A 26700-nucleotide genomic window follows, 5' to 3' on the forward strand; every position below is an offset into this window, starting at 1 on the left:
GATTATGCGTACACCCGTACGTGTCGTAGTGACCTTGTGCCTGGTGGCGGTGGCGATCTTCGCCGGGTATCACCTGTGGCAGTACTACATGCTCACGCCCTGGACCCGGGATGCGCGGATCCGTGCCGATGTGGTGATCGTGGCCCCGGACGTATCCGGCTGGGTGCGCGAGCTCAAGGTGGCGGACAACCAGCAGGTCAAGGCCGGTGATTTGCTGCTGAGCATCGATCGCGACCGTTTCGAGGCCGCGCTGGAGAAGGCCCAGGCGGTGGTGCAGACCCGCCAGCAGCAATTGAGCCTGCGCGAGCACGAGGCCAGCCGCCGCGCCGCCCTGGGGCCCCAGGCCATCAGTGCCGAACTGCGGGAGAACGCCCAGATCAACGCCGGTATCGCCCGCGGCGAACTGCGCCAGGCCCAGGCCGAGGCCAAGGTCGCCGAATTGAACCTGGCCCGCAGTCAGGTGCGCGCGCCCCGCGACGGGCACATCACCAATCTGCGTCTGGCCGAAGGCAACTATGTCAACGCCGGGCAGCCCGTGATGGCGTTGATCGATGATTCGACGTTCTACGTGCAGGCCTATTTCGAGGAAACCAAGCTGCCGCGGATTCAGGTCGGCGATCCGGTGAAGGTCTGGCTGATGAGTGCCGGCGATGCCTTGCAGGGGCACGTGCAAAGCATCAGCCGGGGTATTACCGATCGCAACGCCACCCCTGACGGGCAACTGCTGGCGGAAGTCGAACCGACCTTCAACTGGGTGCGCCTGGCCCAGCGGATACCGGTGCGGATCAAGCTCGACAAGGTGCCTGAAGGCATCAACCTGAGTGCCGGCATGACCGCCAGCGTGCAAGTGGAGGAGGGGGGCAAACGGTAGGAGCCGGCGAACCGCTGGGCGTCGCCTGTGCCGGCAAGCCGGCTCCTGCCGTGAGCGAGGCTCAGCCGATGGTGATGGCCGGCAGGGTCGGCAAGGTCACGGTCTGTTGCTTGCGTGGGGCAAGGATCTCAGCCTCGCCGTCCACCACCAGCTCATCGCGCTGGTTGAACACGCGGGTGGCGATGCGCACGCGGAACTTGGGCAGTTTTTCGAGGATTTCCAGGCGCACGGTCAGGGTGTCGCCGATCTTCACCGGCTTCTGGAAGCTCATCTGCTGGCCGATGTAGATGGTGCCCGGGCCTGGCAGCTCGCAGGCCACGGCGGCGCTGATCAGCGCGCCACTGAACATGCCGTGGGCGATGCGCTCCTTGAACATGGTGGCGGCGGCGAACTCGGGGTCCAGGTGCACCGGGTTGTGGTCGCCGGACATGGCGGCGAACAGCTGGATGTCACGTTCTTCGACAGTCTTGCTGTACTGGGCGGTCTGACCGACTTCCAGGGCTTCGTAAGGGGTGTTGGTAACCTGGGTCATGTTGCTGAAATCCTCTGACAGATAAATGAACGTAGCGACTGCGCCAGCCCTTACTCCGCGCGGGGCGGGCGACGGTGTAGCAGGGCCTGATCGAGCCAGGCCAGGACGTCGTGGGTCACTTGGTCACGGTTGCTTTCGTTGAACAGCTCATGACGCGCTTGCGGGTAGATATTGAGTTGCAGGCACTGGCTGCCGGCCTCGCGCAGGGCGTTGGCCAGATCCTTGAGACGCTTGCCGGCGCTTACCGGATCACATTCACCGCCCATCACCAGCAACGGCAGGCCCGGATCGATCTGCGCCAGGTTGGAAATCTTGCTGATCTGCTGCAGGCCGCCCAGCAGGTCGATCCATAGCTGGTTGCTGCAGCGGTAGCCGCACAAGGGGTCATTCACGTACTTGTCGACTTCCACCGGGTCGCGGCTGAGCCAGTCGAAGGCGGTGCGATTGGGTTTGAAGGCCTTGTTGAACGAGCCGAAGGACAGCCACTCGATCAGGGCACTGCGTCCTTTTGCGCCCTGGCGCCAGCGTTCGAAACGGGCGATCAGGCTGGCGATACGGTACAGGGCCACGGGCTGGAAGTTCGAGCCGCTGAGGATCGCCCCATGCAGGCTGGCGCTGTGGTGCAGCAGGTACGCCTGGGCGATGTAGCTGCCCATGCTGTGGCCCAGCAGCACGATGGGGGTGCCAGGGTGCTGCTGGCCGATGTGCTGGTTGAGGCTGGCCAGGTCGCCGACCACCTTGTTCCAGCCGCCGTGATCCGCGTAGTGGCCGAGCACGCCTTGCTGCGCGGTGTTGCCGTGGCCGCGCTGATCCGGGGCATAGAGGCCATAACCTTGGGCGCACAGGGCCGCCGCCAGCCGGGCATAGCGCCCACTGTGCTCGGCCATGCCGTGGGACAGCAGGATCACCGCCTTGAGCGGAGGCTCGGGCAGCCACTGGTTGACGAAGAGCCGTTGGTGGTCGCTTGTGGTCAACCAGAAGGTGTCGTGGGTCATGGCGATTCCTTTGCTCGGAGACGCTGCACTTTATAGCGCATCAAGGTGTGTCCGTCCGATTCGTCGGCCTGTTGGACGCAAGATTCACACAGTTAATGACACACTTGCGCATATTTGCCTGAATCGCCATAGCTGCTAACGTCCGAGGAGCCCCGCCGCTGATAGCGTTACAGTGGCGGCCCGGACCGTTCAGGCAAAAAGAGGACAAGAATAATGCAACCTGATTTCTGGAATGATAAGCGCCCCGCCGGCGTGCCCAACGAGATCGATCTGGGGGCCTACAAGTCGGTGATCGAGGTGTTTGAGCGTTCCTGCAAGAAGTTTGCTGACCGCCCGGCGTTCAGCAACATGGGGGTGACCCTCACCTACGCCGAGCTGGAACGCTACAGCGCGGCCTTCGCCGGTTATCTGCAAAGCCATACCGACCTGGTTCCGGGGGATCGTATCGCGGTGCAGATGCCCAATGTCCTGCAGTACCCGATCGCGGTGTTCGGCGCGCTGCGGGCCGGGCTGGTGGTGGTCAACACCAACCCGTTGTACACCGCGCGGGAGATGCGTCATCAATTCAAGGATTCCGGGGCCCGGGCCCTGGTCTACCTGAACGTGTTCGGGCAGAAGGTTCAGGAAGTGCTGGGCGACACCGACATCCAGTTCCTGATCGAAGCCAGGATGGGCGACATGCTGTCCAGTGCCAAGGGCTGGCTGGTCAACACCGTGGTGGACAAGGTCAAGAAGATGGTGCCGGCCTATCACCTGCCCCAGGCCATCGCCTTCAAGAGTGCCTTGCGCCTTGGGCGCGGCCTGGGGATCAAGCCGCTGCAGGCGGGGCTGGAGGATGTCGCCGTGCTGCAGTACACCGGTGGCACCACCGGCCTGGCCAAGGGGGCAATGCTGACCCACGGCAACCTGGTGGCCAACATGCAGCAGGCCCGGGCCTGCCTCGGCCAGCACGGGCCCGATGGCCATACCCAGTGGCGCGAAGGCCAGGAAGTGATGATCGCGCCGCTGCCGCTGTACCACATCTATGCCTTCACCGCGAACTGCATGTGCATGATGGTGACCGGCAACCACAACGTGCTGATCACCAACCCGCGAGACATCGGCGGCTTCATCAAGGAGTTGAAGAAGTGGCGGTTTTCCGCGCTGCTGGGGTTGAACACGCTGTTCGTGGCGCTGATGGATCATCCGGAATTCAAGAACCTGGATTTTTCCAGCCTCAAGCTGACCAACTCCGGTGGCACGGCCCTGGTCAAGGCCACGGCGGAACGCTGGCAGCAGCTGACCGGATGCCGGATCACCGAAGGCTATGGCCTCACCGAAACCTCGCCGGTGGCGTGCACCAACCCCTACGGCGACCGCTCGCGGTTGGGCACGGTCGGTTTGCCGGTGCCGGGCACCACCTTGAAGGTCATCGATGACCAGGGCAACGAGCAGCCGCTGGGCGAGCGTGGCGAGCTGTGCATCAAGGGGCCGCAGATCATGAAGGGCTACTGGAACAAGCCCGAAGCCACCGCGGAGGTGCTGGACGCCGAAGGCTGGTTCAAGTCCGGGGATATTGCGGTGATCGATCCGGACGGTTTCGTGCGCATTGTCGATCGCAAGAAGGACATGATCATCGTCTCGGGTTTCAACGTGTACCCCAACGAGATCGAAGATGTGGTCATGGCGCACCCCAAGGTCGCCAACTGCGCGGTGATCGGCGTGCCGGACGAGCGTTCCGGCGAGGCGGTGAAGCTGTTTGTGGTGCCCCGTGAAGCGGGGGTCAGCCTGGAAGAGCTCAAGGCCTACTGCAAGGAGAATTTCACCGCCTACAAGGTGCCCAAGCACATTGTCCTGCGTGAGTCGCTGCCGATGACGCCCGTGGGCAAGATCCTGCGCCGCGAGTTGCGTGACATCGCCTGATCCTTGAGTTCCTCCCTCGGGGGCCAGCTGGTTGACGCAACGGGCTGGCCCCCGAGTCATTTAAGGGGTGCAAAGCCCCGGACTAGAGCGGAATTCAAAGTGATAGAATTTTTACTCTAAAAATGACCATTAAATGGTCTTGAGTCACAAGTGTGACTATTCAGGCCTTCTTTGGCTCTAGGCGGCCTTTTTCAAAGCTGCTACTCTCGGCGCGCTTTGTGACTTCTCGGCCTGAGTAAACAGCCAGACTCACCAACAATAGACACCAATAAAAAACACAGACAAATAATAATCGCATCAACTGCGGTGATGAATTCGCGTTGCTGAGGAGTGGGCTTCCATGATCGAAGACTTTTGGAAGGATAAGTACCCAGCTGGAATTGCTGCCGATATCAATCCAGACGAGTATCCGAATATTCAGGCGGTATTGAAACAATCCTGCCAACGTTTCGCTGACAAACCGGCCTTTAGCAACCTTGGCAAGACAATCACCTACGGTGAGTTGTATGAATTGTCCGGGGCCTTCGCCGCGTACCTGCAGCAGCATACCGATTTGCGGCCCGGCGATCGAATCGCTCTGCAACTGCCCAACCTGCTGCAATACCCGGTCGCGGTATTCGGCGCGATCCGCGCCGGTCTGATCGTGGTCAACACCAACCCGCTGTACACCGCGCGGGAAATGGAACACCAATTCAATGACTCCGGGGCCAAGGCCCTGGTCTGCCTGGCCAACATGGCCCATCTGGCGGAAAGCGTGGTGCCCAAGACCGGGGTCAAGCATGTGATCGTCACGGAAGTGGCGGATCTGCTACCGCCACTCAAGCGCCTGCTGATCAACAGTGTGGTCAAGTACGTGAAGAAGATGGTGCCGGCCTATCACTTGCCCCAGGCGGTCAAATTCAATGACGCCTTGAGCAAGGGCCGCGGCCAGCCGGTGCAGGAAGCCAATCCCGCCAGCGGTGACGTGGCCGTGCTGCAGTACACCGGCGGTACCACCGGCGTGGCCAAGGGCGCGATGCTGACCCACCGCAACCTGGTGGCCAACATGCTGCAGTGCAAGGCGTTGATGGGCTCCAACCTCAATGAGGGCTGCGAGATCCTCATCACGCCGTTGCCGCTGTACCACATCTATGCGTTCACCTTCCATTGCATGGCCATCATGCTCATGGGCAACCACAACATCCTGATCAGCAACCCGCGGGACTTGCCGGCGATGGTCAAGGAACTGTCGAAGTGGAAGTTCAGCGGTTTTGTCGGCCTCAACACCTTGTTCGTGGCCCTGTGCAACAACGAAGCCTTCCGCAAGCTGGATTTCTCTGCGCTGAAAGTCACCCTCTCCGGAGGCATGGCCCTGCAGCTGGCGGCCGCCGAACGTTGGAAGGAAGTGACCAACTGCCCGATCTGCGAAGGCTACGGCATGACCGAAACCAGCCCGGTGGCCACGGTCAACCCGATCCAGAACATCCAGATCGGCACCATCGGCATTCCGGTGCCTTCGACCCTCTGCCGGGTGGTCAACGACGCCGGCGAAGAGCTGGCGCTGGGCGAAGTCGGCGAGTTGTGCGTGAAGGGCCCGCAAGTGATGAAGGGCTACTGGCAGCGCCAGGACGCCACCGACGAAGTCCTCAGCAGCGAAGGCTGGCTGAAGACCGGTGACATTGCCCTGATCCAGCCGGACGGCTATATCCGCATCGTCGACCGCAAGAAGGACATGATCCTGGTCTCGGGCTTCAACGTTTACCCCAACGAACTGGAAGATGTGCTGGCCTCGCTGCCGGGCGTGCTGCAGTGCGCGGCGATCGGCATACCGGATGAAAAATCCGGCGAGACCATCAAGATCTTCATCGTCGCCAAGCCGGGAGTGACCCTGACCAAGGAACAGGTGATGGAGCACATGCGCGCCAATGTCACCGGCTACAAGGTGCCCAAGGCCGTGGAGTTCCGCGATGCCCTGCCGACCACCAACGTTGGCAAGATCCTGCGCCGCGAACTGCGTGACGAAGAGTTGAAGAAGCTCGGCGTGAAGAAGTAGGCCGCAGCGTCCACAAAAAAGCCCCGCCAGTGCGGGGCTTTTTCATGGGCGCGCGCCAGCGGCGGCTTATTGCTGGAACTGGGCAAAGCTCACGCCGGTGCCGGCGGGGCGCACGTCCTTGAGGAAGGAGTCCTTGTCGGCGCTCAGCTCCAGGCTCAGGGCGGCCTTGCGCTTGCCTTGGTTGCGGATCACCAGGCCTTCGAGTTTTTCCCGCAGGAACACCGTCGGCACTTTCAGGTGCAGCAGTTGGTCGGTGTCCGGGGTGTGCAGCAGCAGGTGGACCCACTCGTACTGACCGATGGCCAGGCGGGTAACCAGGATATCGAACCACCAGATGTTGCGATTGCGGTTCAGCTCCGCGAAATGGCAGTTGTTGACGCCCAGCACCGCACCGCCCAGTTCCTGGTTTCTGCGGGCGATGGCCTGCTTTTTATCGAGTTTCATAACATTCCTACGGGGATTGGATCTTCAGTGCTTGGCCTGAACAGGCCGAGCATTCTCCCGGGTTGCCCGGCAAACATAAAGCGCAACCTGGCAACGGCGATGAAATGCCCGACGAAAAAAATTGAAACTCTGCGCAACGGCCACGAGTCAACCTTGGGTAACGACGTAAATCCTCTTTGTTTGATCAATGAATGTTCTACGGAGAAATACCATGGGCAGCACAGCAGATAAGGCAAAAGGTCTGGCCAACGAAGCCATCGGCAACGTCAAGCAAGGTGTCGGCAAGGCCACCGACAACACCAAACTGCAAGTTGAAGGCAAGGTGCAGGAGAAGAAGGGTGAAGCCCAGCAAGCCTTGGGCAAAGCCAAGGATGCGGTGAAGAAAACCATCGACAAGGCCTGAAACTCCCGGGATCGATGATGCACCGCAGCGGCCATCCAAGGATGGCCGTTTTTATGTTCAGGCTCAGAGGGGCGATCAGCCAATCCACGTGTTGTCATGGTTGCGGTTCGCCAACTGAGCTAATTTGTTGTAGAAAACGCCCCCTGAGTCGCTTTCGACTTCAACCTTTTTGCGGCGAAAGGAGACGCTATGATTTTTCCGGACCTCAAAGGTTTGCCCTTGCACCGAGTGCTGATTCGCACGGTGCATGAATTCATTGCGGACGAGATGTCCACCTACGCCTCGGCACTGGCCTACCAGATGCTGTTTTCGCTGTTCCCCTTCATCCTGTTTCTCATTGCCCTGATCGGTTTCTTGCACTTGCCGGACTTCTTCAGCTGGCTGCGCCTGCAATCGGAACTGGTGTTGCCGCCCCAGGCGCTGGAGCAGGTCAACCCGGTGATCGACCAATTGCAGCAGTCCAAGGGCGGGCTGCTTTCCGTGGGTATCGTCATCGCGCTGTGGACCGCCTCGGCCGGCGTGCGCCTGATGATGAGCGCGATGAACGCGGCCTACGACGTGGTCGAGGGGCGGCCGATCTGGAAGCGTTTTCCGCTGTCGATCTTCTACACCGTGGGTATCGCCGGCATGCTCCTGGCCGCTGCGGCGCTGATGGTGCTGGGGCCGCAGGTGATGACCTGGCTGGCCGGGCAGGTGGGCCTGGAAGAGTTCATCGTCACCCTGTGGACCATCCTGCGCTGGCCGGTGATCGTGCTGCTGATGATGGTGGCCGTGGCCCTGATGTATTACGTGATGCCGGATGTGAAGCAGAAATTCCGCTTTATCACCCCCGGTTCGGTGCTGGCGGTGGTGGTGTGGATCGTCGCGTCCCTGGGGTTCGCCTACTACGTGAAAACCTTTGCTAACTACAACGCCATGTATGGCAGTATCGGCGCGATCATCGTGCTGCTGCTGTACTTCTATATCTCTTCGGCCGTGCTGTTGCTCGGAGCGGAGATGAATGCGGTGATCGAACACATGTCGGCCGAAGGCAAGGACCCTGGCGAAAAGGACTTTGACGGGCTGGGCGATAAACAACACGTTTCTGGACTGGGCCGGGACCACTCGCTCCATCCCACTACTGACGAAGCCTGAACATGATCCGTGAAATCCTCAAAATGGGCGATGAACGCCTGCTGCGTATTGCCCCGCCGGTGCCGCCCGAGATGTTCGACAGTCCGCAGTTGTGGGAGCTGATCGACGATATGTTCCAGACCATGGAAAGTGTCGGAGGCGTGGGGCTGGCAGCGCCGCAGATCGGTGTCGACCTGCAGTTGGTGATCTTCGGCTTCGAGCACAGCGAACGTTATCCGGACGCCGAAGCGGTGCCCCAGACCATCCTCATCAATCCCCTGATCACTCCGCTGAGCCCGGTGCTGGAAGAAGGCTGGGAAGGCTGCCTCTCGGTTCCCGGACTGCGCGGAGCGGTGCAGCGCTACCAGCACATTCGCTATGAAGGCTTCGATCCCAAGGGCGAGCCGGTGGTGCGCGTGGCGTCGGGCTTTCACGCCCGGGTGGTGCAGCATGAATGCGATCATCTGATCGGTCGGCTGTACCCGTCGCGGATCAGTGACTTCAGCAAGTTCGGGTTCACTGAGGTGCTGTTTCCCGATCTCGATCCCAACGCCGACGATTGATCTTCCGGCCTCGGCTCACGGGGTCTGGTCGCAGGCCGGGGCGCCCATGGCCAGCAACGGCTTGCTGCGTTGGTAGCGGGCCAGGCGTTCGGCCAGGGGCGCTGGCAGGTGCGTCGCGCGGGTGAAACTCATGCGTTGATACAAAGTTTCCAGGTCCGGGTGGCAGAACAGCCAGAGCGGGCCTGGCACGGCCTGTCGGGCTTGCTGCACCAACTGCGCCGCCAGCCCCTGGCCACGGTGGGACGGGGCGACGAACAAACCTGTCAGCCAATGCCCCTGAGCCACCGGGGCCAGGCTCATCCCGGCAATGACCTCGCCCTCCCTGACCACCCACAGCTGACCCTCGGCCGAGGCACGCATGGACGAACGGTGCTGGCGATAGAACTTGTTCAGCAAGGGACGAGAGGCCTCGTCGAGCGGGCCGATCTGCAGGCTGGGCATGAGGTTTCCGGGGTTGCAACGGGACGCGGCGGATTATAAAGGAACCCTGGCTGCCCATAGGTGCTATACCTCAAGCCTATCCCGCCACAGTGGAGTCGCAGTCATGTCCAAAGGTATGAACGCCAAGAAAAACGCCAAGAAGAAACCGGCCAAGAGCGCGGACGAGAAACGCGCCGAGAAAAAGGCCAAGAAAACCGAAGTGAACATCTTCGGCCATTGATCGCTTTGACCAAGCCCGCACTGCGGGCTTGGTTTTGTCTGCTCTCGGGCGCGCCCGGCTGGTTGTTCCTGCCGATTGGTTGCGTCTGGTTCTCTCCAGCTCCTCTATGCCATTTCCAGCGCCAGTGCCTCTCGCACGGTCGGGCGCTGCTCGATTCGTGCCTGGTACTTCAGCAAGGCTGGCCAGGCGCCCAGGTCGATGGCAAACACCGCGGTCCAGCGCAGCACGGTGAACAGATAGGCATCGGCAACGCTGAACTGTCCACCCTGCAGGTAGTCCTGGTGCTCCAGGATCTGCTCCAGCAACGCCAAGCGCTTGAACAGCTTTTGCCGGAACAGGTCCTTGGCCTTGTCATCCAGTGCTGAGTTGAACAGCCAGCCCATGATCCCGTGAACCTCGCTGGTGATGAAGTTCAGGGTTTCCTGCAGCCGTACCCGCTGCCAGCTGCCCTGTGGGGCCGCCAGACCGGCCTCGGGCTTGAGGTCGGCGAGGTACTGCAGGATCGCCGGGCCCTCGGTCAGCACTTCGCCGTTGTCCAGTTGCAGGGCGGCAACGTAGCCCTTGGGGTTGATGGCGAGGAAGTCCTCACCTTCGGCCGTGCGCTTGCTGCGATTGTCGACACGGATCGCTTCGAACGGCAGTTGCAGTTCCCGCAGCACGATATGGCAGGCCAGGGAGCAGGCTTGAGGGGCGTAGTAGAGTTTCATCGGCGGCTCTCGAGTGAAGGGTCGAAGCAGTGTCGGCGAGGCTGCTGGCATGGGTAAAATTCATTTTTCAGAAAGCAGCCATAAGGACAGCTACTGCCATGATGAACCTGATGCACTGGCGCCTGCTGGTGGCGATCGCCGAGTGCGGCACCATCACCCGTGCCGCCGAGGAAGTGGGGATGACCCAGTCCGGGGCCAGCCAGGCTCTGGCGCAGATGGAGGACATGCTTGGTGTACAGGTGTTCATCCGCGAGCGTCGTCAGGCGCTGCCTACGGCTATCGGCCTGCAGGTGCTGGAGCAGGCGCGGGTGATGCTGGGGGCCCTGGCCCAGGTGCGGCGCCAGGTCGACGCGGCCCGCGGCATGCTCCACGGCAGCCTGCGCCTGGCGGGGTTTCCCATGGTCCTGGCGCAGGTTCTGCCGCCCTTGCTGCGGCGCTTCAGGCAGTTGCACCCGGGGATCGAGGTGGTGCAACTGGAGGTCAGCGACGATGAGGTCGAAGCCCTGCTGGAGGCGCAACTGGTGGACCTGGGGGTGGTGCTGAACCCCGCGGCCGGGCGTCGTTCGTGGTTGCTGGGGCTGGACTCGTGGGTGGCGGTGTTGCCCCGGGAGCACTCCTGGCAGGCGGCGAGCATCGACCTTGCGACCTTGCTGGCACAACCTTTTGTCCTGGCCACTGGCGGTTGTTCGGTGAACGCTCGCAGTCTGGCTGCCGACGCCGGCGTGCCGCTGGCGGACGTGCGGATCGAAGTGCGGGAGTGGAACAGCGCATTCAGCCTGGTGCGTGAAGGGCTGGGGGTGACCCTGGTACCGGAAAGCACCCTGCCGGAGCTGCGCCAGGGGTTGCGGGTGCTGCCGTTGAGTCGGCCCATCGAGCGTCGGTTTGCCCTGGTAGCGGCACCGGGTCGTGAGGCCAACGGTATGGTTCAGGCGTTCGTGCAGATACTTGAGGGCGGTTAGTCAGAACATTCTTTAATGCCTTGTTGGGCACTTGTTGAGAATGCTTCCAATGATGTTGAAAGTTGTGAAAACCGACTGACTGGTGGCCTTGCATAGGGGGCGCGGCTGTCTATGCTCAGTTGTGAAAAAACTATGGATAGCGTTGTCCGGTACTGTCCCATCACCCCTCGATGTTTGCCCTTGCAGCGGGTGTTTGCACATTGTTTATCCAGGGAACGGCAGCGATAACATGAACAAAGACGAGAGTGCGCAACTAGAGGCACCAGAGGTTCGGGAGTAATTAATTAGATGGAGTTTCTTTTCTTTGTTGGGTCGGCCCGTTTATCGGGCATCAAGAAAAGGATGGCTTGATAAGAGCGTTGCAATATGAACTCTCCGATTGAACATCATTGATCACCTGACAATTCCTCTCTCATATGAAGGGGGGTGTTTACCGTGTTTTATCGAACGTTGTAGTGGCTCAGTTGAAAGACTAGGAACTTCCGTCAATCAAAAGACAGCGTTGAAGGTGATACAACCATGTTTAACCTACATCACAAGGCTGACCTGCAAGAGATCGAGCGTTTTAATTGTGCGCTGGCCGAGGCCAACGCCAAGCTGGCGGCAATCAGCCGCTCCATGGCGATGATCGAGTTTTCGCCCGATGGCATCGTGCTCGATGCCAACGACAACTTCTGCCAGACCATGGGGTATTCCGCTGAAGAGATACGTGGCAAGCATCACCGGATCTTTTGCGAGGAAGAGTTCTACCGCAGCGAGGAATACGCCAAGCTCTGGCGCGACCTGGGGCGGGGCGAACCGGTCAGCGGCACCTTCCTGCGGCTGAACAAGCGGGGCGAGGAGATCTGGCTCGAAGCCAGCTACATGCCGGTGTTCGATGCCGATCGTCGGGTCAAGAGTGTGATCAAGGTGGCGTCGGACATCTCCGAACGCATCCATATCGAACATGAAAACCAGAGCCTGCTGAATGCCATCGGCCGTTCCATGGCGATCATCGAGTTCAGTCCGGACGGCACTATCCTCAAGGCCAACGACAACTTCCTCAAGACCATGCAGTACCCCTTGAATGAAATCCTTGGCCAGCACCACAGCATGTTCTGTCACCGGGCTGAAGCCGAGTCATCGGAGTACAAGCAGTTCTGGGCTTCGTTGAACCGTGGCGAGTATCACTCCCATCGTTTCGAACGGGAAAACAAGTACGGCCAGACGGTGTTCCTGGAAGCCTCGTACAACCCCCTGTTCGACACCAAGGGCCGCTTGTACAAGGTGGTCAAGTTTGCCAGCGATATCACCCAGCAGATGACCAGCCTGCAATCCGCCGCCGAATCCGCCCACAGCACCTCGGTACAGAACGACGCCTGTGCCCAGAAGGGCTCGCAGGTGGTGCAGCAGACGGTGCAGATCATCCAGCAGATCTCTCACGACCTGAACGCAGCGGCGCGCAGCATCGATGCGGTGAGCAAGCAGTCGGAGATCATCGGCAGCATCGTCCAGACCATTCGCGGAATCGCCGACCAGACCAACCTGCTGGCGCTCAATGCGGCCATCGAGGCGGCTCGGGCCGGCGAACATGGGCGAGGCTTTGCGGTGGTGGCGGACGAGGTGCGCAGCCTGGCGGCGCGCACCAGTCAGGCCACGGTGGAAATCGTCGAAGTGGTGCGCAAGAACCACGACCTGTCGATGAGCGCGGTCACCAGCATGCAATCGAGCCTGAGCCGCACCGGCGTCGGGGTCGAACTGGCCAATGAGGCGGGGGAGGTGATCCTGGAGATCCAGCAAGGCTCGCGACATGTGGTGGATGCCATCAGCCAGTTCAACTCGACCCTGCAGTTGCAGTGATCGGGGGGCGGCGGGCACAAAAAGGGTTCCCGTTGGGAACCCTTTTTCGTCGTGCACGATTACAGCGAGGCGAGGAACTTCTCGTCGATCGGCTTGGCGCTGGTCTTGGTGTCAGCCTCTTCCTTGGCCAACTGCATCTTGTCCTTCAGGCGCTCGGCGATTTCCTGGTTGATCGCCAGCTGGCGCTCCGGCGGCAGGTCTTTCAGGTCCTCTTCGGTCAGGCCCATATCCTTGAGGATGCTGTCGCGCAGACGCTGTTCGGGCGTCTTGCTCATGTAGTCCTTGAACTCGCTCAAGGCACTGGACTCGGTGGCGCTATTGGCCTGTGGCGTGCTGGAAGTCGGCGGCGTGGCCTGGAGCAGGACACGGGTCTTGGCGAACGCGGCATTGACGTTGTCGTCCACGGTATTGCCTTGCAGGCTGGACTGGGACGTCGGCACGGTGACGGAGTTCTGGGCCTGCTGCAGCATGCCGCTGTACAGCGCGCTGGCGGCTGCAGTGGTCGGGTCCATATCGGTGCGCGAGGTGGGCTGCACCGAAACGGATTTCTGGGCGTTGACCAACATGATCGGGAACCTGTGTGAGAGAACTAGGCGAGTACTTCAGCAAGATCCATGCCTAATAAAATCGGCCTTCAATATCAAGGGATTGGCGCGCTCGAGCACTGCCGGGCTGTCCGCGGGCGGACAAGTCTTGCCGCTTTCTGGCAAGCGCCGCCCGGGTTTGCCGAGGGCCGCGCTCAGTAGGTGATGGGTATGCCGAAGTCCTCCTGGAAGGCGTCGTCCACCGGCTCATAGCCGAGGACCCGCGTGGTGTCGCTGAGGTCCAGGCGCTTGAAGCGATTGTTGGAGATACCGTGGCCGATGAAGTGCTGCACCCCGGGGGTTTCCACGGCCCGTTGCAGCAACTGTAGGGCGTCTCGGGGGCTGAGCCAGGCGCTGAGGTCGCGGCTGCTGGTCAGCTCGTGATGCTCGGGGAACTCGAAGGCGCCGATGCGCAGGGCGATGCAGGACAGCCCGCGCCTGGCGGCATAGAAGGCACACAGTGCCTCGCCGTAGCACTTGCTGACCCCATACAGGTTGGCCGGCATCACCGGCATGTTGGCCGTGATCTGTCGATCCACCGGGTAGCCTTCGATGGTCTGGGCGCTGCTGGCGAACACCAGGCGCCGGCAGCCGGCGTTGACGGCGGCCTCGAACAGGTAGGTGGTGGCGAGGATATTGTTGGGCAACAGTTGCTCGAAACTGGCGCTGGCATGGGGGATGCCGGCCAGGTGGACGACGACGTCGATGCCCGGCAGGAGACGGCCAATGGTCTGCGGGTCGTCAAGATCCAGGCGCACGAAGCGGTGGGGCGCCGGGATCTCGAAGTCCGGTTCGACGCGGTCGGTCAGGGTGAAGCGGTAGCGCTCCTGCGAGCCCTGGAAGAATACCTTGCCGATCCGGCCACAGGCGCCGGTCAGCAAAACGTTGAGTCCATCCATGTCCAATCTCCGGTGGCTAGGTAATGCTGTGGCCCAGGCTAGGGGGTGCCGTTGCGTCCGTACAGGCGAAAGCCCGGACGCAGGCTGAGACGCTCGTAGTAGGCGTCTATGGCGGGGAAGTCCGGGTGCTCCATGGGGGTCATCTTCCAACGGTTGACCGAGAGCCCGAGGACGATGTCCGCCAGGCTCGGGTGCTCCCCGAGGACATAGGCTGCGGAGCGCTGCAGCTGTTGTTCGAGTATCGCCATCTTGGCGTTCCAGGCCTGCAGGCTGGCGTCGATGCGCCGAGAGTCCTGGTAGTCCGCATGCCGGCGCACCAGGCCCATGAAGGCGTAGCTCCAGGCCGGGTTGAGTTCGCAGGCCTGCCAGTCCATCCACTGTTCCACCAGGGCCCGGGCCCGTGGGGCGATCGGCAACAGGCCGCTGCCGGGGTGCAGGTTGGCCAGGTAGCGGCAGATGCTGTTGGACTCCCACAGGGCGCCGGCGTCATCGATCAGCACCGGAACCTGGGCATTGGGGTTGAGGGCGAGGAACTCGGGAGTGTGGGTCGATTGGAAGCCGCTGCCCCAATCTTCCTGTTGGTAGGAAAGGCCGAGCTCCTCGCAGGTCCACAAGACTTTTCTGACGTTGATGGACGAGGCTTTGCCGAGAATTCTGTAGGGGGTTCCCATGACGCTTCCTTGTTCGTGGCTCAGGCGGGCCATGGGAATCTATCAGTGTGCCTGGTCCTCGGCGATGGCCAATGTGCCTCCGGATGTTTGTCCGCGCTTCAGGCCGGGTCGGGCAAGGCCGAGGCCGGCAGGCCGAAGACCCGGTCGAACAGCCAGTTGAAGACGAAGGTGTAGCAAGGGATGAACAGGATCAGCGCCAGGTCCAGGAGAAAGGCCTGTACCAGGCTGATGCCCATCCACCAGGCAATCAGCGGGATCAGGAACACGATCAGGGTCAGTTGAAAGCCCACGGCGTGGGCGATGCGTCGCTTGACGGTGCGGGTGCGTGACGGCTGGCGGCTTTCCCAGCGTTCGAACAGGCTGGTGTAGATGAAGTTCCAGGTCACCGCGATGCTGGTGATCACCACCGCCAGCGGGCCGGTGCTGCTGGGCGAGGTGCCGGACAGCAGGGCCAGGCCGAGGGCCGAGAAGGTCATGCCGAACACCTCGAACAGGGATACGTAGAGCAGTTTGCGTTTCACGCCTTGCATGGGAATTCCTCGGTATTGAATGCAGGTGGCCAGGGCTGGGCTGGCACGGGGCGCGAAAGATAGCTTCAATGTCCATGACAGAAAAAGTCGGAAGCTTTCAGTTTTACTGATAGGTTGTGCCCATGAATTTTTCCAGCGACAGCATCCAGTTGTTTCTTGCCGTGCTTGAGCGCGGTTCCTTTTCTGCGGCGGCCCGCGCCCTGGGCAAGGTGCCCTCGGCGGTGAGCATGGGCATTGCCAACCTTGAGGCCGAACTGGGGTACGCCCTGTTCGATCGCCGTCATCGCGAGCCGGTGCCGACGCCCCTGGCCCTGTCGCTCGCGCCCCATGCCCGGCTGATTGCCGATCAGCTCAAGCAGTTGCAGGTGCATGCCATCGAGCTGTCCCTGGGGCTGGAGAGCACACTGTCGATCGCGGTGGTGGATGACATCGACAAGCAGCGGTTGCTGGCAGCCATCAAGCTGCTGGCCGAGCGCTATCCGTTGCTGGATGTGGAAGTGCTCAGCGCTCCTCAGGATGACGTGCTGCAACTGCTGCACAGCGGACGGGTCAGTGTCGGCGTGGCCTTCGCCGGCCTGAGCGTGAACGCCCTGGAATACTTCCAGTACGCCGGCAGCGAACGGATCATCGCCTGTATTTCACCCCGGCATCCGCTGTGTTTGGCCAGTGATGGGGCGCTGTATCTGGAGGAGTTGATCCGGGTTCGCCAGGTGGTGGTGGCCAGCCGCGACCTGCCCATCAGCGATACCCGGCCCCTGGTGGGCGAGTCGCTGTGGCGCACCGACAGCCTGGCCATGGCCCTGCACATGGTGGAGGCCGGGATCGGCTGGGGCAATTTCCCGCTGTCGGTGATCCAGCCGCTGCTGGCGGCAGGTCGCTTGCAGCGCCTGAAGTTCAAGAACCTCGACAACGGCCTGTCGCTGCCGGTGCATGCGGTGTGGCTCAAGAGCCGGCCGCTGCAGAAGGGCGCCCTGGCCCTGGTGCAACTGCTCAGTGGCGAAGATCCGGCGCTGGGGCCGCTGCCCGGCCCCGGGTTCTAGGCCAGGGCCTGCTGGCGCAACCAGCGCAGCAGCAGACCGGCCGCCGAGTCGTCGCTGATCGCTTGGGCCGAGAGCAGGTAGTAGGCACTGCCGTCGGCGACGAAGCCGAATGGGGCGCACAGCAGTCCGTCGCGCAGATCGTCGCGCACCAGTTGCCAGGGGGCGATGGCCAGCCCCAAGCCCGCCACCGCGGCTTGCAGGCTGAAGTAGAAATGCTCGAAGACCTGCTCCGAAGACGCCTGAGGCCGCGGCATCGGGTGCAACTGCAGCCAGTGTTCCCAGGCTTGCGGCCGGGTTGCGCTGTGCAGGCGCGGGGCGTGGTCCGCGAGAACTGCCTGCTCGTTTGACTGCGGCGCCCAGTCAGGCTGTTTGTCCGGACGGCACACGGGGCCAATGGCTTCGTCGAACAGCCAGTGGGCCTGGGTCTGCTCGCTCCAGGCGAAATCATTGCGGCGGATCGCCAGGTCGATGCCGGCGTTGAACGAGAAGGGCCCGCCGCCAGCCAGCAGCTGGATGGCTATGTCGGGGTGGGCGGCCTGGAACGCCGGCAGGCGCGGAATCAGCCAGCGCATCAGCAGGGTCGGTTCACAGGACAGCACCAGCGGTGCCCCGGGGGGCGGAGCCCGCAAGCGGCGGCTGGTGTTCTCGATCAGGTCCAGGGCCTGGGTCACGCTGTGCAGCAGTTCGGCCCCGGCCGAAGTGAGAAACACCCGGTGACTGCGTCGCTCGAACAGGGCAGTGCCCAGGTCGTCTTCCAGGCTGCGCACGGCGCGGCTGATGGCGCCGTGGGTCAGGTGCAGGGCTGCGCCGGCCAGGGTGAAGCTCTCCAGGCGAGCGGCCGCTTCGAAGCAGCGCAGGGCGCCTAGGGGCGGCAGGCGTCGGCGCGAGGTCTGTGAGTTTTTATCACCAAGAGTGTCAGTTTTCATCGTTGGCCTTACCCCGGGAGATCCCCATACAGTAGCGCCGGATTGTATAACCAAGGCGTTGGCAACGTGACAGAACTGTTAGTCGTAATCACCATCACCATTCTCGCGGTACTCAGCCCCGGGGCCGATTTTGCCCTGGTCACCCGTAACAGCCTGATGCTCTCGCGCCGTCACGGCGTGCTGACTGCGGTGGGGATCGGGCTCGGGGTCATGCTGCACATCGGCTACAGCCTGCTGGGGGTGGGGCTGCTGTTGCAGCAGTCGCCGCTGTGGTTCACCGGGCTGAAGCTGGCCGGGGCGCTGTATCTGATCTACCTGGGCATCCGCTTATTGCGCAGTCCCGCCCAGGGACCGGAGGACGTGGCGGGGTGTGGCCAGGTGTCGTCCTGGGCGGCCTTGCGCAGCGGTTTCCTGACCAATGCGCTGAATCCGAAGACGATGATCTTCGTCCTCAGCCTGTTCATGCAGGTGATCCAGCCAGGCACGGGGGTGGCGGTGCAGATCGGCTACGGGGCGATCATCGTCCTGGCCCACCTTCTGTGGTTCGTGGCCGTGGCACTGTTTTTTTCGGCGCCGGCCATTGCCGACCGGCTGTTGGGCTACAAGCGCCGTATCGATCAGCTGTTCGGGGTGCTGTTGATCGGGTTCGGGCTGTTGCTCAGTGTGCTTGGCGTGCAGCCCTGAGGCCTCAGGTGCTTTCCCGGATCCGCAGTTCGAACCCCATGTCCACCACGGGCTCGGTCACGCTGTTACCGGCCAGCAAGGTCAGCATCTGCTCGGCGGCGCGGCGGCCGATGGCTTCCCTGGGGGTGCTGATACTGCTCAGGCGCGGCACCATGTGCTCCGAGGACGGCAGGTCGTTGAACCCCAGCACCGCCACTTGCTCCGGGATCTTGATCCCGCAGCGCATGGCTTCGAGCAAGGCGCCCTGGGCCAGGTCGTCGTTGCCGAAGAAGATGGCGTCCACTTGCGGCTGGCTTTGCATCAGTTGCAGGAACAGCTCGCCCCCCAGGCCGACGGAAGACGGGCGCGGGGTCAGCAGTTCCAGGTCGGGGTTGTACAGCCCGGCTTCCTGCAGGGCGCGGCGGAAGCCTTCGCCCCGCAGCAGGGTGCGCTGATCCAACTGCGCGCCGACGTAGGCCAGGTGCTTGCGGCCGCGGGAAATCAGGTGCCGGGCGGCAGTCTCGCCAGCGTTCAACTGGGAGAAACCCACGCAGTTGAGCCCGGCGCCGGAGTCCAGATCCATCATGTAGACGCAGGGAATGTTGTTGGCCTCGATCATCCGCCGGGAGCTTTCGGTACGGTCGAAACCGGTCAGCAGCAGCCCGCGCGGCTGGTAGGTCATGTAGTTGCGCAGCAGGTTTTCTTCTTCGTCCCGGGAATAGTGGTAGTTGCCGATCAGCACTTCGAAGCCCTTGGGCCGCAGGACCTGATGAATGGCTTCCAGGGTTTCGATGAACAGCAGGTTGGACAGCGACGGCACCAGCACCACTACCGACTGGCTCTGGGCCGAGGCCAGGGCGCGGGCGGCGGAGTTGACCACGTAGTTCAGCTCCTGCGCGGCCTTCTGCACTTTTTCCACCAGCTCGGTGGCCACGCTGCTGACGCCGCGCAGCGCCCGGGAGGCGGTGATCGGACTGACACCGGCCAGTCGCGCCACTTCGTTGAGGGTAGGGCGCCCCGTGGTACGGGAGCTTTTATCGTTTTTATGAGGGGTCATCAGACGGCTTGCCAAACAAAATTCAAGTCACTAAGGTAGCGCTGTCCTGAAACAGCTGCAATGCGTGAGCGAGGTGTGCCTGACCCTCGCTCTTTGGTTTGGCGGACTATATACGCGGCAACCCACAAAAATGACAAGAAGGCGTCGGCAGACACTGTTTTTGTACTAGAACTAGAACTAGCGAAGGTAGCGCTGTCTGCGCGCTGAGGTGTTACATGAGTCAACCAATTACCGCCCTGGTCATCATGGGTGTTGCCGGCTGTGGCAAATCCAGCGTCAGCCAGGCCCTGTGCCAGCGCAGCGGCGCCACGGCCATTGAAGGCGATACGTTCCACCCTGCCGCCAATATCGCCAAGATGAGTGCCGGCATTCCCCTCGACGACGACGACCGTGCCGGCTGGCTCGACAGCCTGTGCGAGGAGTTGCGCCGCACCCTGGCCGCCGGCCAGCGCCCGGTGCTGACCTGCTCGGCGTTGAAGCGCAAATACCGTGAACGCCTGCGCGCCGCCACCCCCGGCCTGGGTTTCATCTTTCTCGAACTGACGCCGGCAGTGGCCGCCGATCGCGTGGCACACCGGCCAGGGCATTTCATGCCTTCGACCCTGATCGACAGTCAGTTCGCCACCCTCGAATCCCCCGTGGGGGAGCCGCTCACCCTGGCCCTGGATGCCAGCACCCTGAGCGTCCAGCGCCTGGCCGAACTGGCCAATCAATGGTGGCTGGAGCATGGCCTTGAACCTTCGCGCTAAGCGTCGGTTCGAAATAGGTAGCGCTATCCCACTCGGCCCTTGTTTTTAACGCTTTAATAAAAACAACAAACCGGAGGCAATTCCATGTTTGGCATGTCCCAAGAGACCTATCTGCTGGTTGATGCAGTGGTCACAATCATCGGCCTGATCGTCTTGATCACCCGATTCAAGCTGCATCCCTTTATTGCCCTGACCATCGCCGCGGGCTTCCTCGGCCTGACCTCGGGCATGCCAGTGGACAAGATCATCAAGGCGTTCCAGGACGGCTTTGGTGGCGTGCTCGGTTTTGTCGGCATCATCCTGGCGCTGGGCACCATGCTCGGCAAGATGATGGCCGAGTCCGGCGGCGCCGATCAGATCGCCCAGACCCTGATCCGCTCGTTCGGCAAGGAGCGGGTGCAGTGGGCGATGATGTTCGCCGCCTTCCTGGTGGGCATCCCGCTGTTCTTCGAGATCGGCTTCGTGCTGCTGATTCCGCTGGTGTTCATCGTCGCCCGGCGCACCGGGGTGTCGCTGATCAAGATCGGCATTCCGCTCCTGGCCGGCCTGTCGGCGGTGCACGGCCTGGTGCCGCCGCATCCGGGGCCGCTGCTGGCCATCGGCGTGTTCGGCGCCGACATCGGCAAGACCATTCTCTACGGCCTGATCGTTGCCCTGCCGACCGCCATCATTGCCGGTCCGATCTACGGCACCTTCATTGCCAAGTACATCCCGGGCCACCCGTCCCAGGAGCTGGTGGACCAACTGGCCCGTGAAAACACCTCGCAGAACCTGCCCAGCTTCGGCGTGACCCTGCTGACCGTGCTGCTGCCGGTGTTCCTGATGCTGCTCAAGACCTTCGCCGACGTGGCGCTGCCGGACGGGCATTTCTTCCGCATCTGGATGGACATGATCGGCCACCCGATCAGTGCCTTGCTCCTGGCCCTGCTGCTGTCGCTCTACACCTTCGGCTACAAGCAGGGCATCGGCTCCAAGCAGATCCTCGGTTTGCTCGACGCCAGCCTGGCGCCGACCGCCGCGATCATCCTGATCATCGGCGCCGGCGGCGGTTTCAAGCAGATGCTGGTGACCAGCGGCGTGGGTGATGTGATCGGCCACATGGCGGTCAATGCGCAGATCTCGCCGATCCTCCTGGCCTGGCTGGTGGCGGCGGTGATTCGCATCGCCACCGGTTCGGCCACCGTGGCGACCATTACCGGCGCGGGCATCGTGGTGCCGGTGGTGGGGATGATCCCCGGGGTCAACCGCGAGCTGCTGGTGCTGGCCACCGGTGCCGGCTCGTTGATCCTGTCTCACGTCAACGACGCCGGTTTCTGGCTGGTCAAGCAGTACTTCAACATGACCGTGGCCGAGACCTTCAAGACCTGGACGGCGATGGAAACCATCCTCTCGGTGGTGGGCCTGATCTTTATCCTGTTGCTGTCGTTGGTGGTTTAAACGGCGGGGTTGACCCCTGTCGCCGCTGTCGAGCCTGGGCGAGCCTGGGCAAAGGCCCGAAGCTGGATAGGCAACTGAATCGCCGCGAGTGCTACGCACTCGTTCGCAGCCTGCGGCAGCGGCTACAGTACAGGCACAAAAAAACCGCATCGCTGCGGTTTTTTTGTGGCTGAAAGGCTCTCAGCTTTTCTGCACCAGGCCATCGGCGCGGAACATGCTGCGAATGCCGCGCACCGCCTGGCGAATCCGGTCCTGGTTCTCGATCAGGGCGAAGCGCACGTGATCGTCGCCGTACTCACCGAAACCCACCCCCGGCGACACGCAGACCTTGGCCTCGGCCAGCAGCTTCTTGGCGAACTCCAGGGAGCCCAGGTGCGCGTAGGCTTCGGGAATCTTGGCCCAGACGTACATCGAGGCCTTGGGGTTCTCCACCATCCAGCCCAGCTCATGCAGGCCCTTGACCAGCACATTGCGCCGTTGCCGGTACTGCTCGGCGATGTCTTTCACGCACTGCTGGTCGCCTTCCAGGGCGGCGATCGCCGCCACTTGCAGCGGGGTGAAGGTGCCGTAGTCGTGGTAGCTCTTGATCCGCGCCAGGGCACTGACCAGCTCCGGGTTGCCGACCATGAAGCCGATGCGCCAGCCGGCCATGTTGTAGCTCTTGGACAGGGTGAAGAACTCCACCGCGATGTCCTTGGCCCCGGGCACCTGCATGATCGATGGGGCTTTCCAGCCGTCGTAGACGATGTCGGCGTAGGCCAGGTCGTGGATCACCAGCACGTCGTACTGCTTGGCCAGGGCGATCACTCGCTCGAAGAAATCCAGCTCCACGCATTGGGCAGTGGGGTTGGAGGGGAAGCCCAGGATCATCATCTTCGGCTTGGGGATCGAACCGCGAATGGCCCGCTCCAGTTCGGCGAAGAAGTCCACGCCGGGCACCAGTGGCACCGAGCGCACCTGGGCGCCGGCAATCACCGCGCCGTAGATGTGGATCGGGTAGCTGGGGTTGGGCACCAGCACGGTGTCGCCCTGGTCCAGGGTGGCCAGCATCAGGTGCGCCAGGCCTTCCTTGGAGCCGATGGTGACGATGGCTTCGCTTTCCGGGTCGATGTCGACCTCGTAGCGATCCTTGTACCAGCGGGAAATCGCCCGGCGCAGCCGTGGAATGCCTTTGGAGGTGGAGTAGCCGTGGGTGTCCTCACGCTGGGCAACGGTCACCAGCTTTTCGACGATATGCGGCGGAGTCGCGCCGTCGGGGTTGCCCATGCTCAAGTCGATGATGTCTTCGCCGCGCCGACGCGCAGCCATCTTCAGCTCGGCAGTGATATTGAAAACGTAAGGGGGGAGACGATCGATGCGCGCAAAGCGGCGCGGCGAACCTTGTTCGGCCATTGTTGCCTCGAAAAGACGTAAGCGCCCGGAACCGTCCGAGCGACGTTGGCCACTGCGGTGGCCTGCGGGGCAGACGATAAGGGCGGCGCCGGCGGCTTGTCCAGAGGGGCGGAAAATTATTTTCGCAGCGTCGGGGGGATTTGCGGGGGGCGATGATTTGCCGCTATAACGTGCACGCTTTTTGCCTGCAAGGGCTGCGGCCCAGGTCGGCCAGGGCGATTTTCCAACGCTCGGCGCACCAGGACAGCCCTTCGAACCACCGCATCAAACGGGATGAATGATGGAGTTTACCAGCGGCTTCTTGCTGAGCCTTTCGCTGTGCCTGGACATTGGCGTGGCCAATATCGCGATGATCACCCTGGCCATGCAGCGCGGCTATTTCCAGGGCTTCTGCCTGGGCCTGGGGACCTGCGTCGGTGACCTGATCTATGCGCTGCTGGCCCTGGCCGGGATGACCGTGCTGCTGCAGTACGAAAGCGTGCGCTGGGTGCTGTGGATTGGCGGTTCGGCGCTGCTGGTGTATTTCGCCGCGAAGATGATTTACGCCGCGCTGCACCACAGCGCGGTGCTGGCCACGGCCGGGGAGGCGGACAAGGGCTCGCCGCGCAAGGAGTTCCTGCGCGGGATCTTCCTGGCCATGTCCTCCCCCAGCGCGATCCTCTGGTTCGCCGCCGTGGGCGGCACCCTGATTGCCCGATCCGGGGGCGGCGGGATCGCCAATTCCGGGCTGTTCCTCGCTGGGTTCTTTTGTGCCGGGCTGCTCTGGACCCTGGGCCTGTGCCTGGCCGCGACCCAGGGCGGCAAGCTCCTGGGGGACAAGCTGCTGCGCTACTCCTACCTGGCATCTGCGGCGATCTTCTGCTATTTCGCGGTGTACGTGATCCTATCCGGCTACCAGGAGTTTATCGTCGGCGCCGGCGCGAGCGACCTTCCGGCACTCTGATCCAGGCCCTGGCGATTGGCTTCTATACTGGATCCGAACCCATCATTTCTGCGGCAGGAGTGGCATTCATGGATGAGCAAAAACAGGGCGCAGGTCCCGAACCGCGCTTCGAAAGAGAGCGTTTTCTGCTGATCGCCGGCTTCAGCGAGCGGTTTACCCCTGGCACCGGCCAGGACATCGGCCAGCTGTGGCAGCGTTTCATCCCCCACATCGGCCGGGTGCCGGGGCAGGTGGATGAGGTGACCTACGGCGTCTGCTGCAACCCCGACGGCCAGGGCAGCTTCGAATACCTGGCCGGGGTCGAGATCAGCAAGCTCGACGATCTGCCCGAGCGTTATCGCTGGATCGAAGTGCAGCCGCAGAACTACGCGGTGTTCGAGCATGGCGGATCCCTGCAGGAGCTGCCCCAGACCTTCAACTACATCTGGAACACCTGGTTGCCCCAGTCCGGCCGCGAGGCCGCCAATGCGCCGGAGTTCGAGCGCTACAGCGCCGATTTCAACCCCGAGACCGGCAGCGGCGTGGTGGAGGTCTGGCTGCCGCTCAAAAGTGAATGATCCCCTCGGGGGAGCGGTCCGGCCCCCGATTTTCCCCGCCTGCCGCGCAATCTATACGCCGTCTTAATACCGCCCCCTGCAATCAGTGCCCGACCTTGATACGCCCTCACCTAACCTGCGTGGCGCAGAGGAGAGCGGCGCACGGCCCGTGGCCGACTCCCTGCCGGCGCCCGTTGCCGGGTGCCTGACCGGCTGCCTCCGGCGCCGCCATGGGCGGTGTCGGCGCGGCCTCAATGAATTAAGGGGAAAAGCCTTGCTGACACTGGAATTCATCTACGGCGCCAGCGGTTTTTGCGCCGTGCTGCTGTTTGTCTACCTGGGTTACGCGCTGATCCGTGCCGAGAAATTCTGATGACCGCACCCAGCGCTACCCCGGCATTTTCATTCGCCCGTCCGGGCATTTTCGAGAAAGGAAACCAGCCATGTACGACCTGATCTTCGTGGGCCTGTCCCTGGGGTTCTTTGTACTGACGGCCCTGGTCATCGTCGCCATGGGCAAGATTTGAACGGAGCATCGACATGTTGAGTACTGTGCTGGAATACGCGGTGATCCTCGGGGTAATGACCGGGCTCGCCGTACTCATGGGCAAATGGCTGGCCCGGGTCTTCAGCGGCCGCGGCCACGCCTTGCCCGAGCGGGCCACCTACCGCCTGCTGGGGATCGACCCCGGCGAAACCATGGGCTGGGCCCGCTATGGCTCGGCGCTGTTGCTGTCCAACGCGGCGATGATGCTCCTGGGCTACCTGGTGCTGCGCCTGCAAAGCGTCATGCCCCTCAACCCCCTGGGGCTGGCGGCGCAGACCCCGGACCTGGCGTTCAACACCGCCGCGTCCTTTATCACCAACACCAACTGGCAGGCGTACTCCGGGGAAAGCAGCCTGTCGAACTTCAGCCAGATGGCGGTGATCACCTTCCTGATGTTCGTCGGCGCCACCGCCGGTGTTGTCGCCGCGGCCGGTTTCATTCGCGGCCTGAGCCGTTCCAGCTCGGCGGATATCGGCAACTACTGGGTCGACTTCACCCGCACCCTGTACCGGGTAATGCTGCCTTTGTGCCTGGTCATGGCCCTGGTCTATGTCTGGCAGGGCATGCCCCAGACCCTCAACTCCCAGGCCCTGGCCACCACCCTGGAAGGCGCCCAGCAGCAGTTGATCGTCGGCGCCGTGGCCAGCTTCGAGTCGATCAAGCACATCGGCACCAACGGTGGCGGCTTCTTCAGCATGAACGCCGCCCACCCGTTCGAGAACCCGACCCCGCTGACCAACGTCCTGCACATCCTCAGCATGCTGCTGATCCCTTCGGCGCTGACCTACGCCTTCGGCAGCATGCTGCTGCGTCGGCGTCAGGGCTGGGTGTTCTTCGGCACCTTCCTGGTGATGTTTGTCGGCTTCCTGGCCATCGTCTTCACCGCGGAGCAGGGCGGCAACCCGCTGCTGACCCAGGTCGGTGTCGACCAGCAACTGTCGGCGACCCAGAGTGGCGGCAACATGGAAGGCAAGGAGCTGCGCTTCGGCATCGCCGACACCGCGCTGTTCGTCACCACCACCACCGGCGCCACCACCGGTTCGGTGAACGCCATGCACGACTCGCTGACCCCCATGGGCGGCTTCGTGCCCCTGGCGCAGATGATGCTCAACTGCGTGTTCGGCGGTGACGGCGTGGGCTTTATCAACCTGATCCAGTACGCCCTGCTGACGGTGTTCCTGGTGGGCATGATGATCGGCCGCAGCCCGGAATTCCTCGGCAAGAAGATCGAGGCCCGGGAGATCAAGCTGGTGATGCTCTCGGTGCTCGCGCACCCGATCTGCATCTTGGGTTTCACCGCCCTGGCAGCGTTGTGGCCGGACACCATGAACAGCCTCAACAACCTTGGCCCCCATGGTTTCAGCGAGGTGCTCTACGCCTACGCCTCGGGCACCGCCAACAACGGTTCGGCATTTGCCGGGCTCAACGCCAACACGCCGTTCTTCAACACCACCATCGGCCTGGCGATGCTCATGGGGCGCTTCTTCACCATGCTGCCGATGCTGGCCGTGGCCGGTTCCCTGGCGGCGAAAAAGAACATCCCGGCCGGTGCCGGCACCATTCCCACCGCCACGCCGCTGTTCATGTTCCTGGTGGTGTTCGTGGTGCTGGTGGTCGGTGGCCTGACTTTCCTGCCGGCCCTCGCGCTCGGCCCGCTGGTGGAGCAACTGCAGTTGCTGGCCGGCCAGACCTACAAGTAAGGGGT

At 62.6% G+C, this 26700-nt stretch carries 28 protein-coding genes and 2 pseudogenes; 18 read left to right on the forward strand and 12 right to left on the reverse strand.

The window, feature by feature from the left end; translation table 11 throughout:
• Nucleotides 1-4 precede the first annotated feature (4 nt).
• Entirely contained in the window at nucleotides 5-871 is an 867-nt protein-coding gene (locus ACMGG8_RS11605; protein WP_060844416.1) for an HlyD family secretion protein, read from the forward strand.
• A gap of 61 nt (nucleotides 872-932) precedes the next feature.
• Here ACMGG8_RS11605 and ACMGG8_RS11610 read toward each other — a convergent pair whose 3' ends face one another.
• Both ACMGG8_RS11610 and ACMGG8_RS11615 read right to left on the reverse strand, forming a co-directional pair.
• Nucleotides 933-1403 (reverse strand): MaoC family dehydratase, encoded by a 471-nt coding sequence (locus tag ACMGG8_RS11610; RefSeq protein ID WP_011062855.1) that lies wholly within the window; start codon nucleotides 1401-1403, stop codon nucleotides 933-935.
• 50 nt (nucleotides 1404-1453) lie between these two features.
• Nucleotides 1454-2398: a lysophospholipase gene (locus ACMGG8_RS11615; protein ID WP_414159601.1), complete on the reverse strand. Its 945-nt coding sequence runs from the start codon at nucleotides 2396-2398 to the stop codon at nucleotides 1454-1456.
• 213 nt (nucleotides 2399-2611) lie between these two features.
• On the opposite strand from ACMGG8_RS11615, the gene fadD2 reads away from it, so the two are divergent.
• Both fadD2 and fadD1 read left to right on the forward strand, forming a co-directional pair.
• Entirely contained in the window at nucleotides 2612-4300 is a 1689-nt protein-coding gene (gene fadD2 / locus ACMGG8_RS11620; protein ID WP_060840666.1) for a long-chain-fatty-acid--CoA ligase FadD2, read from the forward strand.
• A 340-nt stretch (nucleotides 4301-4640) separates the two neighbouring features.
• Nucleotides 4641-6332, forward strand: a complete 1692-nt coding sequence (gene fadD1, locus ACMGG8_RS11625; RefSeq protein WP_060840665.1) for a long-chain-fatty-acid--CoA ligase FadD1 — start codon at nucleotides 4641-4643, stop codon at nucleotides 6330-6332.
• A gap of 66 nt (nucleotides 6333-6398) precedes the next feature.
• Here the strand turns inward: fadD1 and ACMGG8_RS11630 are convergent, their stop codons facing one another.
• Nucleotides 6399-6776 (reverse strand): hypothetical protein, encoded by a 378-nt coding sequence (locus ACMGG8_RS11630; protein WP_060840664.1) that lies wholly within the window; start codon nucleotides 6774-6776, stop codon nucleotides 6399-6401.
• 211 nt (nucleotides 6777-6987) lie between these two features.
• Between ACMGG8_RS11630 and ACMGG8_RS11635 the strand changes: the two genes are divergently transcribed.
• From ACMGG8_RS11635 to def, 3 genes are all read left to right on the forward strand, one after another.
• Complete coding sequence (locus tag ACMGG8_RS11635) at nucleotides 6988-7179, forward strand: CsbD family protein (protein ID WP_060840663.1); 192 nt, start codon at nucleotides 6988-6990, stop codon at nucleotides 7177-7179.
• Nucleotides 7180-7368: 189 nt separating this feature from the next.
• On the forward strand, nucleotides 7369-8313 hold the full coding sequence (locus ACMGG8_RS11640) for a YihY/virulence factor BrkB family protein (RefSeq protein WP_060840662.1): 945 nt from the start codon (nucleotides 7369-7371) through the stop codon (nucleotides 8311-8313).
• Between the two features lie 2 nt (nucleotides 8314-8315).
• Nucleotides 8316-8855 carry a peptide deformylase gene (def, locus tag ACMGG8_RS11645; RefSeq protein ID WP_047305712.1) on the forward strand — a complete coding sequence of 180 codons (540 nt, stop codon included), beginning with the start codon at nucleotides 8316-8318 and terminating at the stop codon, nucleotides 8853-8855.
• Nucleotides 8856-8870: 15 nt separating this feature from the next.
• Here def and ACMGG8_RS11650 read toward each other — a convergent pair whose 3' ends face one another.
• Together ACMGG8_RS11650 and gstA are read right to left on the reverse strand one after the other, a co-directional pair.
• On the reverse strand, nucleotides 8871-9296 hold the full coding sequence (locus ACMGG8_RS11650; RefSeq protein ID WP_414159602.1) for a GNAT family N-acetyltransferase: 426 nt from the start codon (nucleotides 9294-9296) through the stop codon (nucleotides 8871-8873).
• Between the two features lie 324 nt (nucleotides 9297-9620).
• A complete protein-coding gene (gene gstA, locus ACMGG8_RS11655; RefSeq protein WP_414159603.1) occupies nucleotides 9621-10223 on the reverse strand; it encodes a glutathione transferase GstA in 603 nt (200 codons plus the stop codon).
• Nucleotides 10224-10321: 98 nt separating this feature from the next.
• On the opposite strand from gstA, the gene ACMGG8_RS11660 reads away from it, so the two are divergent.
• From ACMGG8_RS11660 to ACMGG8_RS11670, 3 genes and pseudogenes are all read left to right on the forward strand, one after another.
• Entirely contained in the window at nucleotides 10322-11182 is an 861-nt protein-coding gene (locus ACMGG8_RS11660; protein ID WP_414159604.1) for a LysR family transcriptional regulator, read from the forward strand.
• Nucleotides 11183-11701: 519 nt separating this feature from the next.
• A pseudogene (locus tag ACMGG8_RS11665) lies at nucleotides 11702-12469 on the forward strand (PAS domain-containing protein); the annotation flags it as partial.
• Nucleotides 12470-12589: 120 nt separating this feature from the next.
• A pseudogene (locus tag ACMGG8_RS11670) lies at nucleotides 12590-13021 on the forward strand (methyl-accepting chemotaxis protein); the annotation flags it as partial.
• A gap of 59 nt (nucleotides 13022-13080) precedes the next feature.
• Here the strand turns inward: ACMGG8_RS11670 and ACMGG8_RS11675 are convergent.
• The 4 genes from ACMGG8_RS11675 to ACMGG8_RS11690 form a co-directional block, all read right to left on the reverse strand.
• Nucleotides 13081-13587: a hypothetical protein gene (locus ACMGG8_RS11675; RefSeq protein WP_060840657.1), complete on the reverse strand. Its 507-nt coding sequence runs from the start codon at nucleotides 13585-13587 to the stop codon at nucleotides 13081-13083.
• Nucleotides 13588-13760: 173 nt separating this feature from the next.
• Nucleotides 13761-14504: an NAD-dependent epimerase/dehydratase family protein gene (locus tag ACMGG8_RS11680; RefSeq protein WP_060840656.1), complete on the reverse strand. Its 744-nt coding sequence runs from the start codon at nucleotides 14502-14504 to the stop codon at nucleotides 13761-13763.
• A gap of 38 nt (nucleotides 14505-14542) precedes the next feature.
• Nucleotides 14543-15175: a glutathione S-transferase family protein gene (locus tag ACMGG8_RS11685; RefSeq protein ID WP_414159605.1), complete on the reverse strand. Its 633-nt coding sequence runs from the start codon at nucleotides 15173-15175 to the stop codon at nucleotides 14543-14545.
• Nucleotides 15176-15273: 98 nt separating this feature from the next.
• A complete protein-coding gene (locus ACMGG8_RS11690) occupies nucleotides 15274-15705 on the reverse strand; it encodes a PACE efflux transporter (RefSeq protein WP_016967280.1) in 432 nt (143 codons plus the stop codon).
• Between the two features lie 122 nt (nucleotides 15706-15827).
• On the opposite strand from ACMGG8_RS11690, the gene ACMGG8_RS11695 reads away from it, so the two are divergent.
• Nucleotides 15828-16745: a LysR family transcriptional regulator gene (locus ACMGG8_RS11695; RefSeq protein ID WP_108545356.1), complete on the forward strand. Its 918-nt coding sequence runs from the start codon at nucleotides 15828-15830 to the stop codon at nucleotides 16743-16745.
• Here ACMGG8_RS11695 and ACMGG8_RS11700 read toward each other — a convergent pair.
• Nucleotides 16742-17671, reverse strand: a complete 930-nt coding sequence (locus ACMGG8_RS11700) for a LysR family transcriptional regulator (RefSeq protein ID WP_060844405.1) — start codon at nucleotides 17669-17671, stop codon at nucleotides 16742-16744. The two genes, ACMGG8_RS11695 and ACMGG8_RS11700, sit on opposite strands and share 4 nt — an antisense overlap.
• Before the next feature lie 66 nt (nucleotides 17672-17737).
• On the opposite strand from ACMGG8_RS11700, the gene ACMGG8_RS11705 reads away from it, so the two are divergent.
• Nucleotides 17738-18355, forward strand: a complete 618-nt coding sequence (locus tag ACMGG8_RS11705; RefSeq protein ID WP_414159606.1) for a LysE family transporter — start codon at nucleotides 17738-17740, stop codon at nucleotides 18353-18355.
• A gap of 4 nt (nucleotides 18356-18359) precedes the next feature.
• Here ACMGG8_RS11705 and ACMGG8_RS11710 read toward each other — a convergent pair whose 3' ends face one another.
• Nucleotides 18360-19391: a LacI family DNA-binding transcriptional regulator gene (locus ACMGG8_RS11710; RefSeq protein WP_060844403.1), complete on the reverse strand. Its 1032-nt coding sequence runs from the start codon at nucleotides 19389-19391 to the stop codon at nucleotides 18360-18362.
• 215 nt (nucleotides 19392-19606) lie between these two features.
• On the opposite strand from ACMGG8_RS11710, the gene ACMGG8_RS11715 reads away from it, so the two are divergent.
• Nucleotides 19607-20140: a gluconokinase gene (locus ACMGG8_RS11715; RefSeq protein ID WP_060840650.1), complete on the forward strand. Its 534-nt coding sequence runs from the start codon at nucleotides 19607-19609 to the stop codon at nucleotides 20138-20140.
• A gap of 84 nt (nucleotides 20141-20224) precedes the next feature.
• On the forward strand, nucleotides 20225-21577 hold the full coding sequence (locus tag ACMGG8_RS11720) for a GntP family permease (protein WP_060840649.1): 1353 nt from the start codon (nucleotides 20225-20227) through the stop codon (nucleotides 21575-21577).
• A 180-nt stretch (nucleotides 21578-21757) separates the two neighbouring features.
• Here the strand turns inward: ACMGG8_RS11720 and alaC are convergent, their stop codons facing one another.
• A complete protein-coding gene (gene alaC, locus ACMGG8_RS11725) occupies nucleotides 21758-22969 on the reverse strand; it encodes an alanine transaminase (RefSeq protein ID WP_060840648.1) in 1212 nt (403 codons plus the stop codon).
• 280 nt (nucleotides 22970-23249) lie between these two features.
• Here alaC and ACMGG8_RS11730 point away from each other — a divergent pair, with 280 nt between their 5' ends.
• From ACMGG8_RS11730 to kdpA, 5 genes are all read left to right on the forward strand, one after another.
• Nucleotides 23250-23912, forward strand: a complete 663-nt coding sequence (locus tag ACMGG8_RS11730; RefSeq protein ID WP_414159607.1) for a LysE family translocator — start codon at nucleotides 23250-23252, stop codon at nucleotides 23910-23912.
• A 68-nt stretch (nucleotides 23913-23980) separates the two neighbouring features.
• Complete coding sequence (locus ACMGG8_RS11735; RefSeq protein ID WP_060840647.1) at nucleotides 23981-24469, forward strand: GyrI-like domain-containing protein; 489 nt, start codon at nucleotides 23981-23983, stop codon at nucleotides 24467-24469.
• A gap of 253 nt (nucleotides 24470-24722) precedes the next feature.
• A complete protein-coding gene (gene kdpF / locus ACMGG8_RS11740) occupies nucleotides 24723-24821 on the forward strand; it encodes a K(+)-transporting ATPase subunit F (RefSeq protein WP_016968152.1) in 99 nt (32 codons plus the stop codon).
• A complete protein-coding gene (locus tag ACMGG8_RS11745) occupies nucleotides 24805-24975 on the forward strand; it encodes a hypothetical protein (RefSeq protein ID WP_164990748.1) in 171 nt (56 codons plus the stop codon). The genes kdpF and ACMGG8_RS11745 overlap by 17 nt, the downstream gene beginning before the upstream one ends.
• Nucleotides 24976-24988: 13 nt before the next feature.
• Nucleotides 24989-26695, forward strand: coding sequence for a potassium-transporting ATPase subunit KdpA (gene kdpA / locus ACMGG8_RS11750; protein ID WP_108545360.1), 1707 nt, complete (start codon nucleotides 24989-24991; stop codon nucleotides 26693-26695).
• Nucleotides 26696-26700: the final 5 nt, after the last annotated feature.

Origin of the sequence: Pseudomonas sp. BNK-45 (assembly GCF_047456255.1) — a bacterium.
In the GTDB taxonomy this organism is placed as follows: Bacteria; Pseudomonadota; Gammaproteobacteria; order Pseudomonadales; family Pseudomonadaceae; genus Aquipseudomonas.

What these genes read in the sequence shown, in the direction of transcription:
- ACMGG8_RS11695 (WP_108545356.1), top strand. Translation starts at nt 15,828, where the DNA reads ATGAATTTTTCCAGCGACAGCATCCAGTTGTTTCTTGCCGTGCTTGAG.
- ACMGG8_RS11615 (WP_414159601.1), bottom strand. Translation starts at nt 2,398, where the DNA reads ATGACCCACGACACCTTCTGGTTGACCACAAGCGACCACCAACGGCTC.
- ACMGG8_RS11715 (WP_060840650.1), top strand. Translation starts at nt 19,607, where the DNA reads ATGAGTCAACCAATTACCGCCCTGGTCATCATGGGTGTTGCCGGCTGT.
- ACMGG8_RS11650 (WP_414159602.1), bottom strand. Translation starts at nt 9,296, where the DNA reads ATGCCCAGCCTGCAGATCGGCCCGCTCGACGAGGCCTCTCGTCCCTTG.
- ACMGG8_RS11660 (WP_414159604.1), top strand. Translation starts at nt 10,322, where the DNA reads ATGATGAACCTGATGCACTGGCGCCTGCTGGTGGCGATCGCCGAGTGC.
- ACMGG8_RS11710 (WP_060844403.1), bottom strand. Translation starts at nt 19,391, where the DNA reads ATGACCCCTCATAAAAACGATAAAAGCTCCCGTACCACGGGGCGCCCT.
- ACMGG8_RS11735 (WP_060840647.1), top strand. Translation starts at nt 23,981, where the DNA reads ATGGATGAGCAAAAACAGGGCGCAGGTCCCGAACCGCGCTTCGAAAGA.
- fadD2 (WP_060840666.1), top strand. Translation starts at nt 2,612, where the DNA reads ATGCAACCTGATTTCTGGAATGATAAGCGCCCCGCCGGCGTGCCCAAC.
- ACMGG8_RS11685 (WP_414159605.1), bottom strand. Translation starts at nt 15,175, where the DNA reads ATGGGAACCCCCTACAGAATTCTCGGCAAAGCCTCGTCCATCAACGTC.
- ACMGG8_RS11720 (WP_060840649.1), top strand. Translation starts at nt 20,225, where the DNA reads ATGTTTGGCATGTCCCAAGAGACCTATCTGCTGGTTGATGCAGTGGTC.
- ACMGG8_RS11700 (WP_060844405.1), bottom strand. Translation starts at nt 17,671, where the DNA reads ATGAAAACTGACACTCTTGGTGATAAAAACTCACAGACCTCGCGCCGA.
- ACMGG8_RS11640 (WP_060840662.1), top strand. Translation starts at nt 7,369, where the DNA reads ATGATTTTTCCGGACCTCAAAGGTTTGCCCTTGCACCGAGTGCTGATT.
- ACMGG8_RS11675 (WP_060840657.1), bottom strand. Translation starts at nt 13,587, where the DNA reads ATGTTGGTCAACGCCCAGAAATCCGTTTCGGTGCAGCCCACCTCGCGC.
- kdpA (WP_108545360.1), top strand. Translation starts at nt 24,989, where the DNA reads ATGTTGAGTACTGTGCTGGAATACGCGGTGATCCTCGGGGTAATGACC.
- ACMGG8_RS11730 (WP_414159607.1), top strand. Translation starts at nt 23,250, where the DNA reads ATGGAGTTTACCAGCGGCTTCTTGCTGAGCCTTTCGCTGTGCCTGGAC.
- ACMGG8_RS11610 (WP_011062855.1), bottom strand. Translation starts at nt 1,403, where the DNA reads ATGACCCAGGTTACCAACACCCCTTACGAAGCCCTGGAAGTCGGTCAG.
- ACMGG8_RS11630 (WP_060840664.1), bottom strand. Translation starts at nt 6,776, where the DNA reads ATGAAACTCGATAAAAAGCAGGCCATCGCCCGCAGAAACCAGGAACTG.
- def (WP_047305712.1), top strand. Translation starts at nt 8,316, where the DNA reads ATGATCCGTGAAATCCTCAAAATGGGCGATGAACGCCTGCTGCGTATT.
- gstA (WP_414159603.1), bottom strand. Translation starts at nt 10,223, where the DNA reads ATGAAACTCTACTACGCCCCTCAAGCCTGCTCCCTGGCCTGCCATATC.
- ACMGG8_RS11605 (WP_060844416.1), top strand. Translation starts at nt 5, where the DNA reads ATGCGTACACCCGTACGTGTCGTAGTGACCTTGTGCCTGGTGGCGGTG.
- ACMGG8_RS11635 (WP_060840663.1), top strand. Translation starts at nt 6,988, where the DNA reads ATGGGCAGCACAGCAGATAAGGCAAAAGGTCTGGCCAACGAAGCCATC.
- fadD1 (WP_060840665.1), top strand. Translation starts at nt 4,641, where the DNA reads ATGATCGAAGACTTTTGGAAGGATAAGTACCCAGCTGGAATTGCTGCC.
- ACMGG8_RS11680 (WP_060840656.1), bottom strand. Translation starts at nt 14,504, where the DNA reads ATGGATGGACTCAACGTTTTGCTGACCGGCGCCTGTGGCCGGATCGGC.
- alaC (WP_060840648.1), bottom strand. Translation starts at nt 22,969, where the DNA reads ATGGCCGAACAAGGTTCGCCGCGCCGCTTTGCGCGCATCGATCGTCTC.
- ACMGG8_RS11690 (WP_016967280.1), bottom strand. Translation starts at nt 15,705, where the DNA reads ATGCAAGGCGTGAAACGCAAACTGCTCTACGTATCCCTGTTCGAGGTG.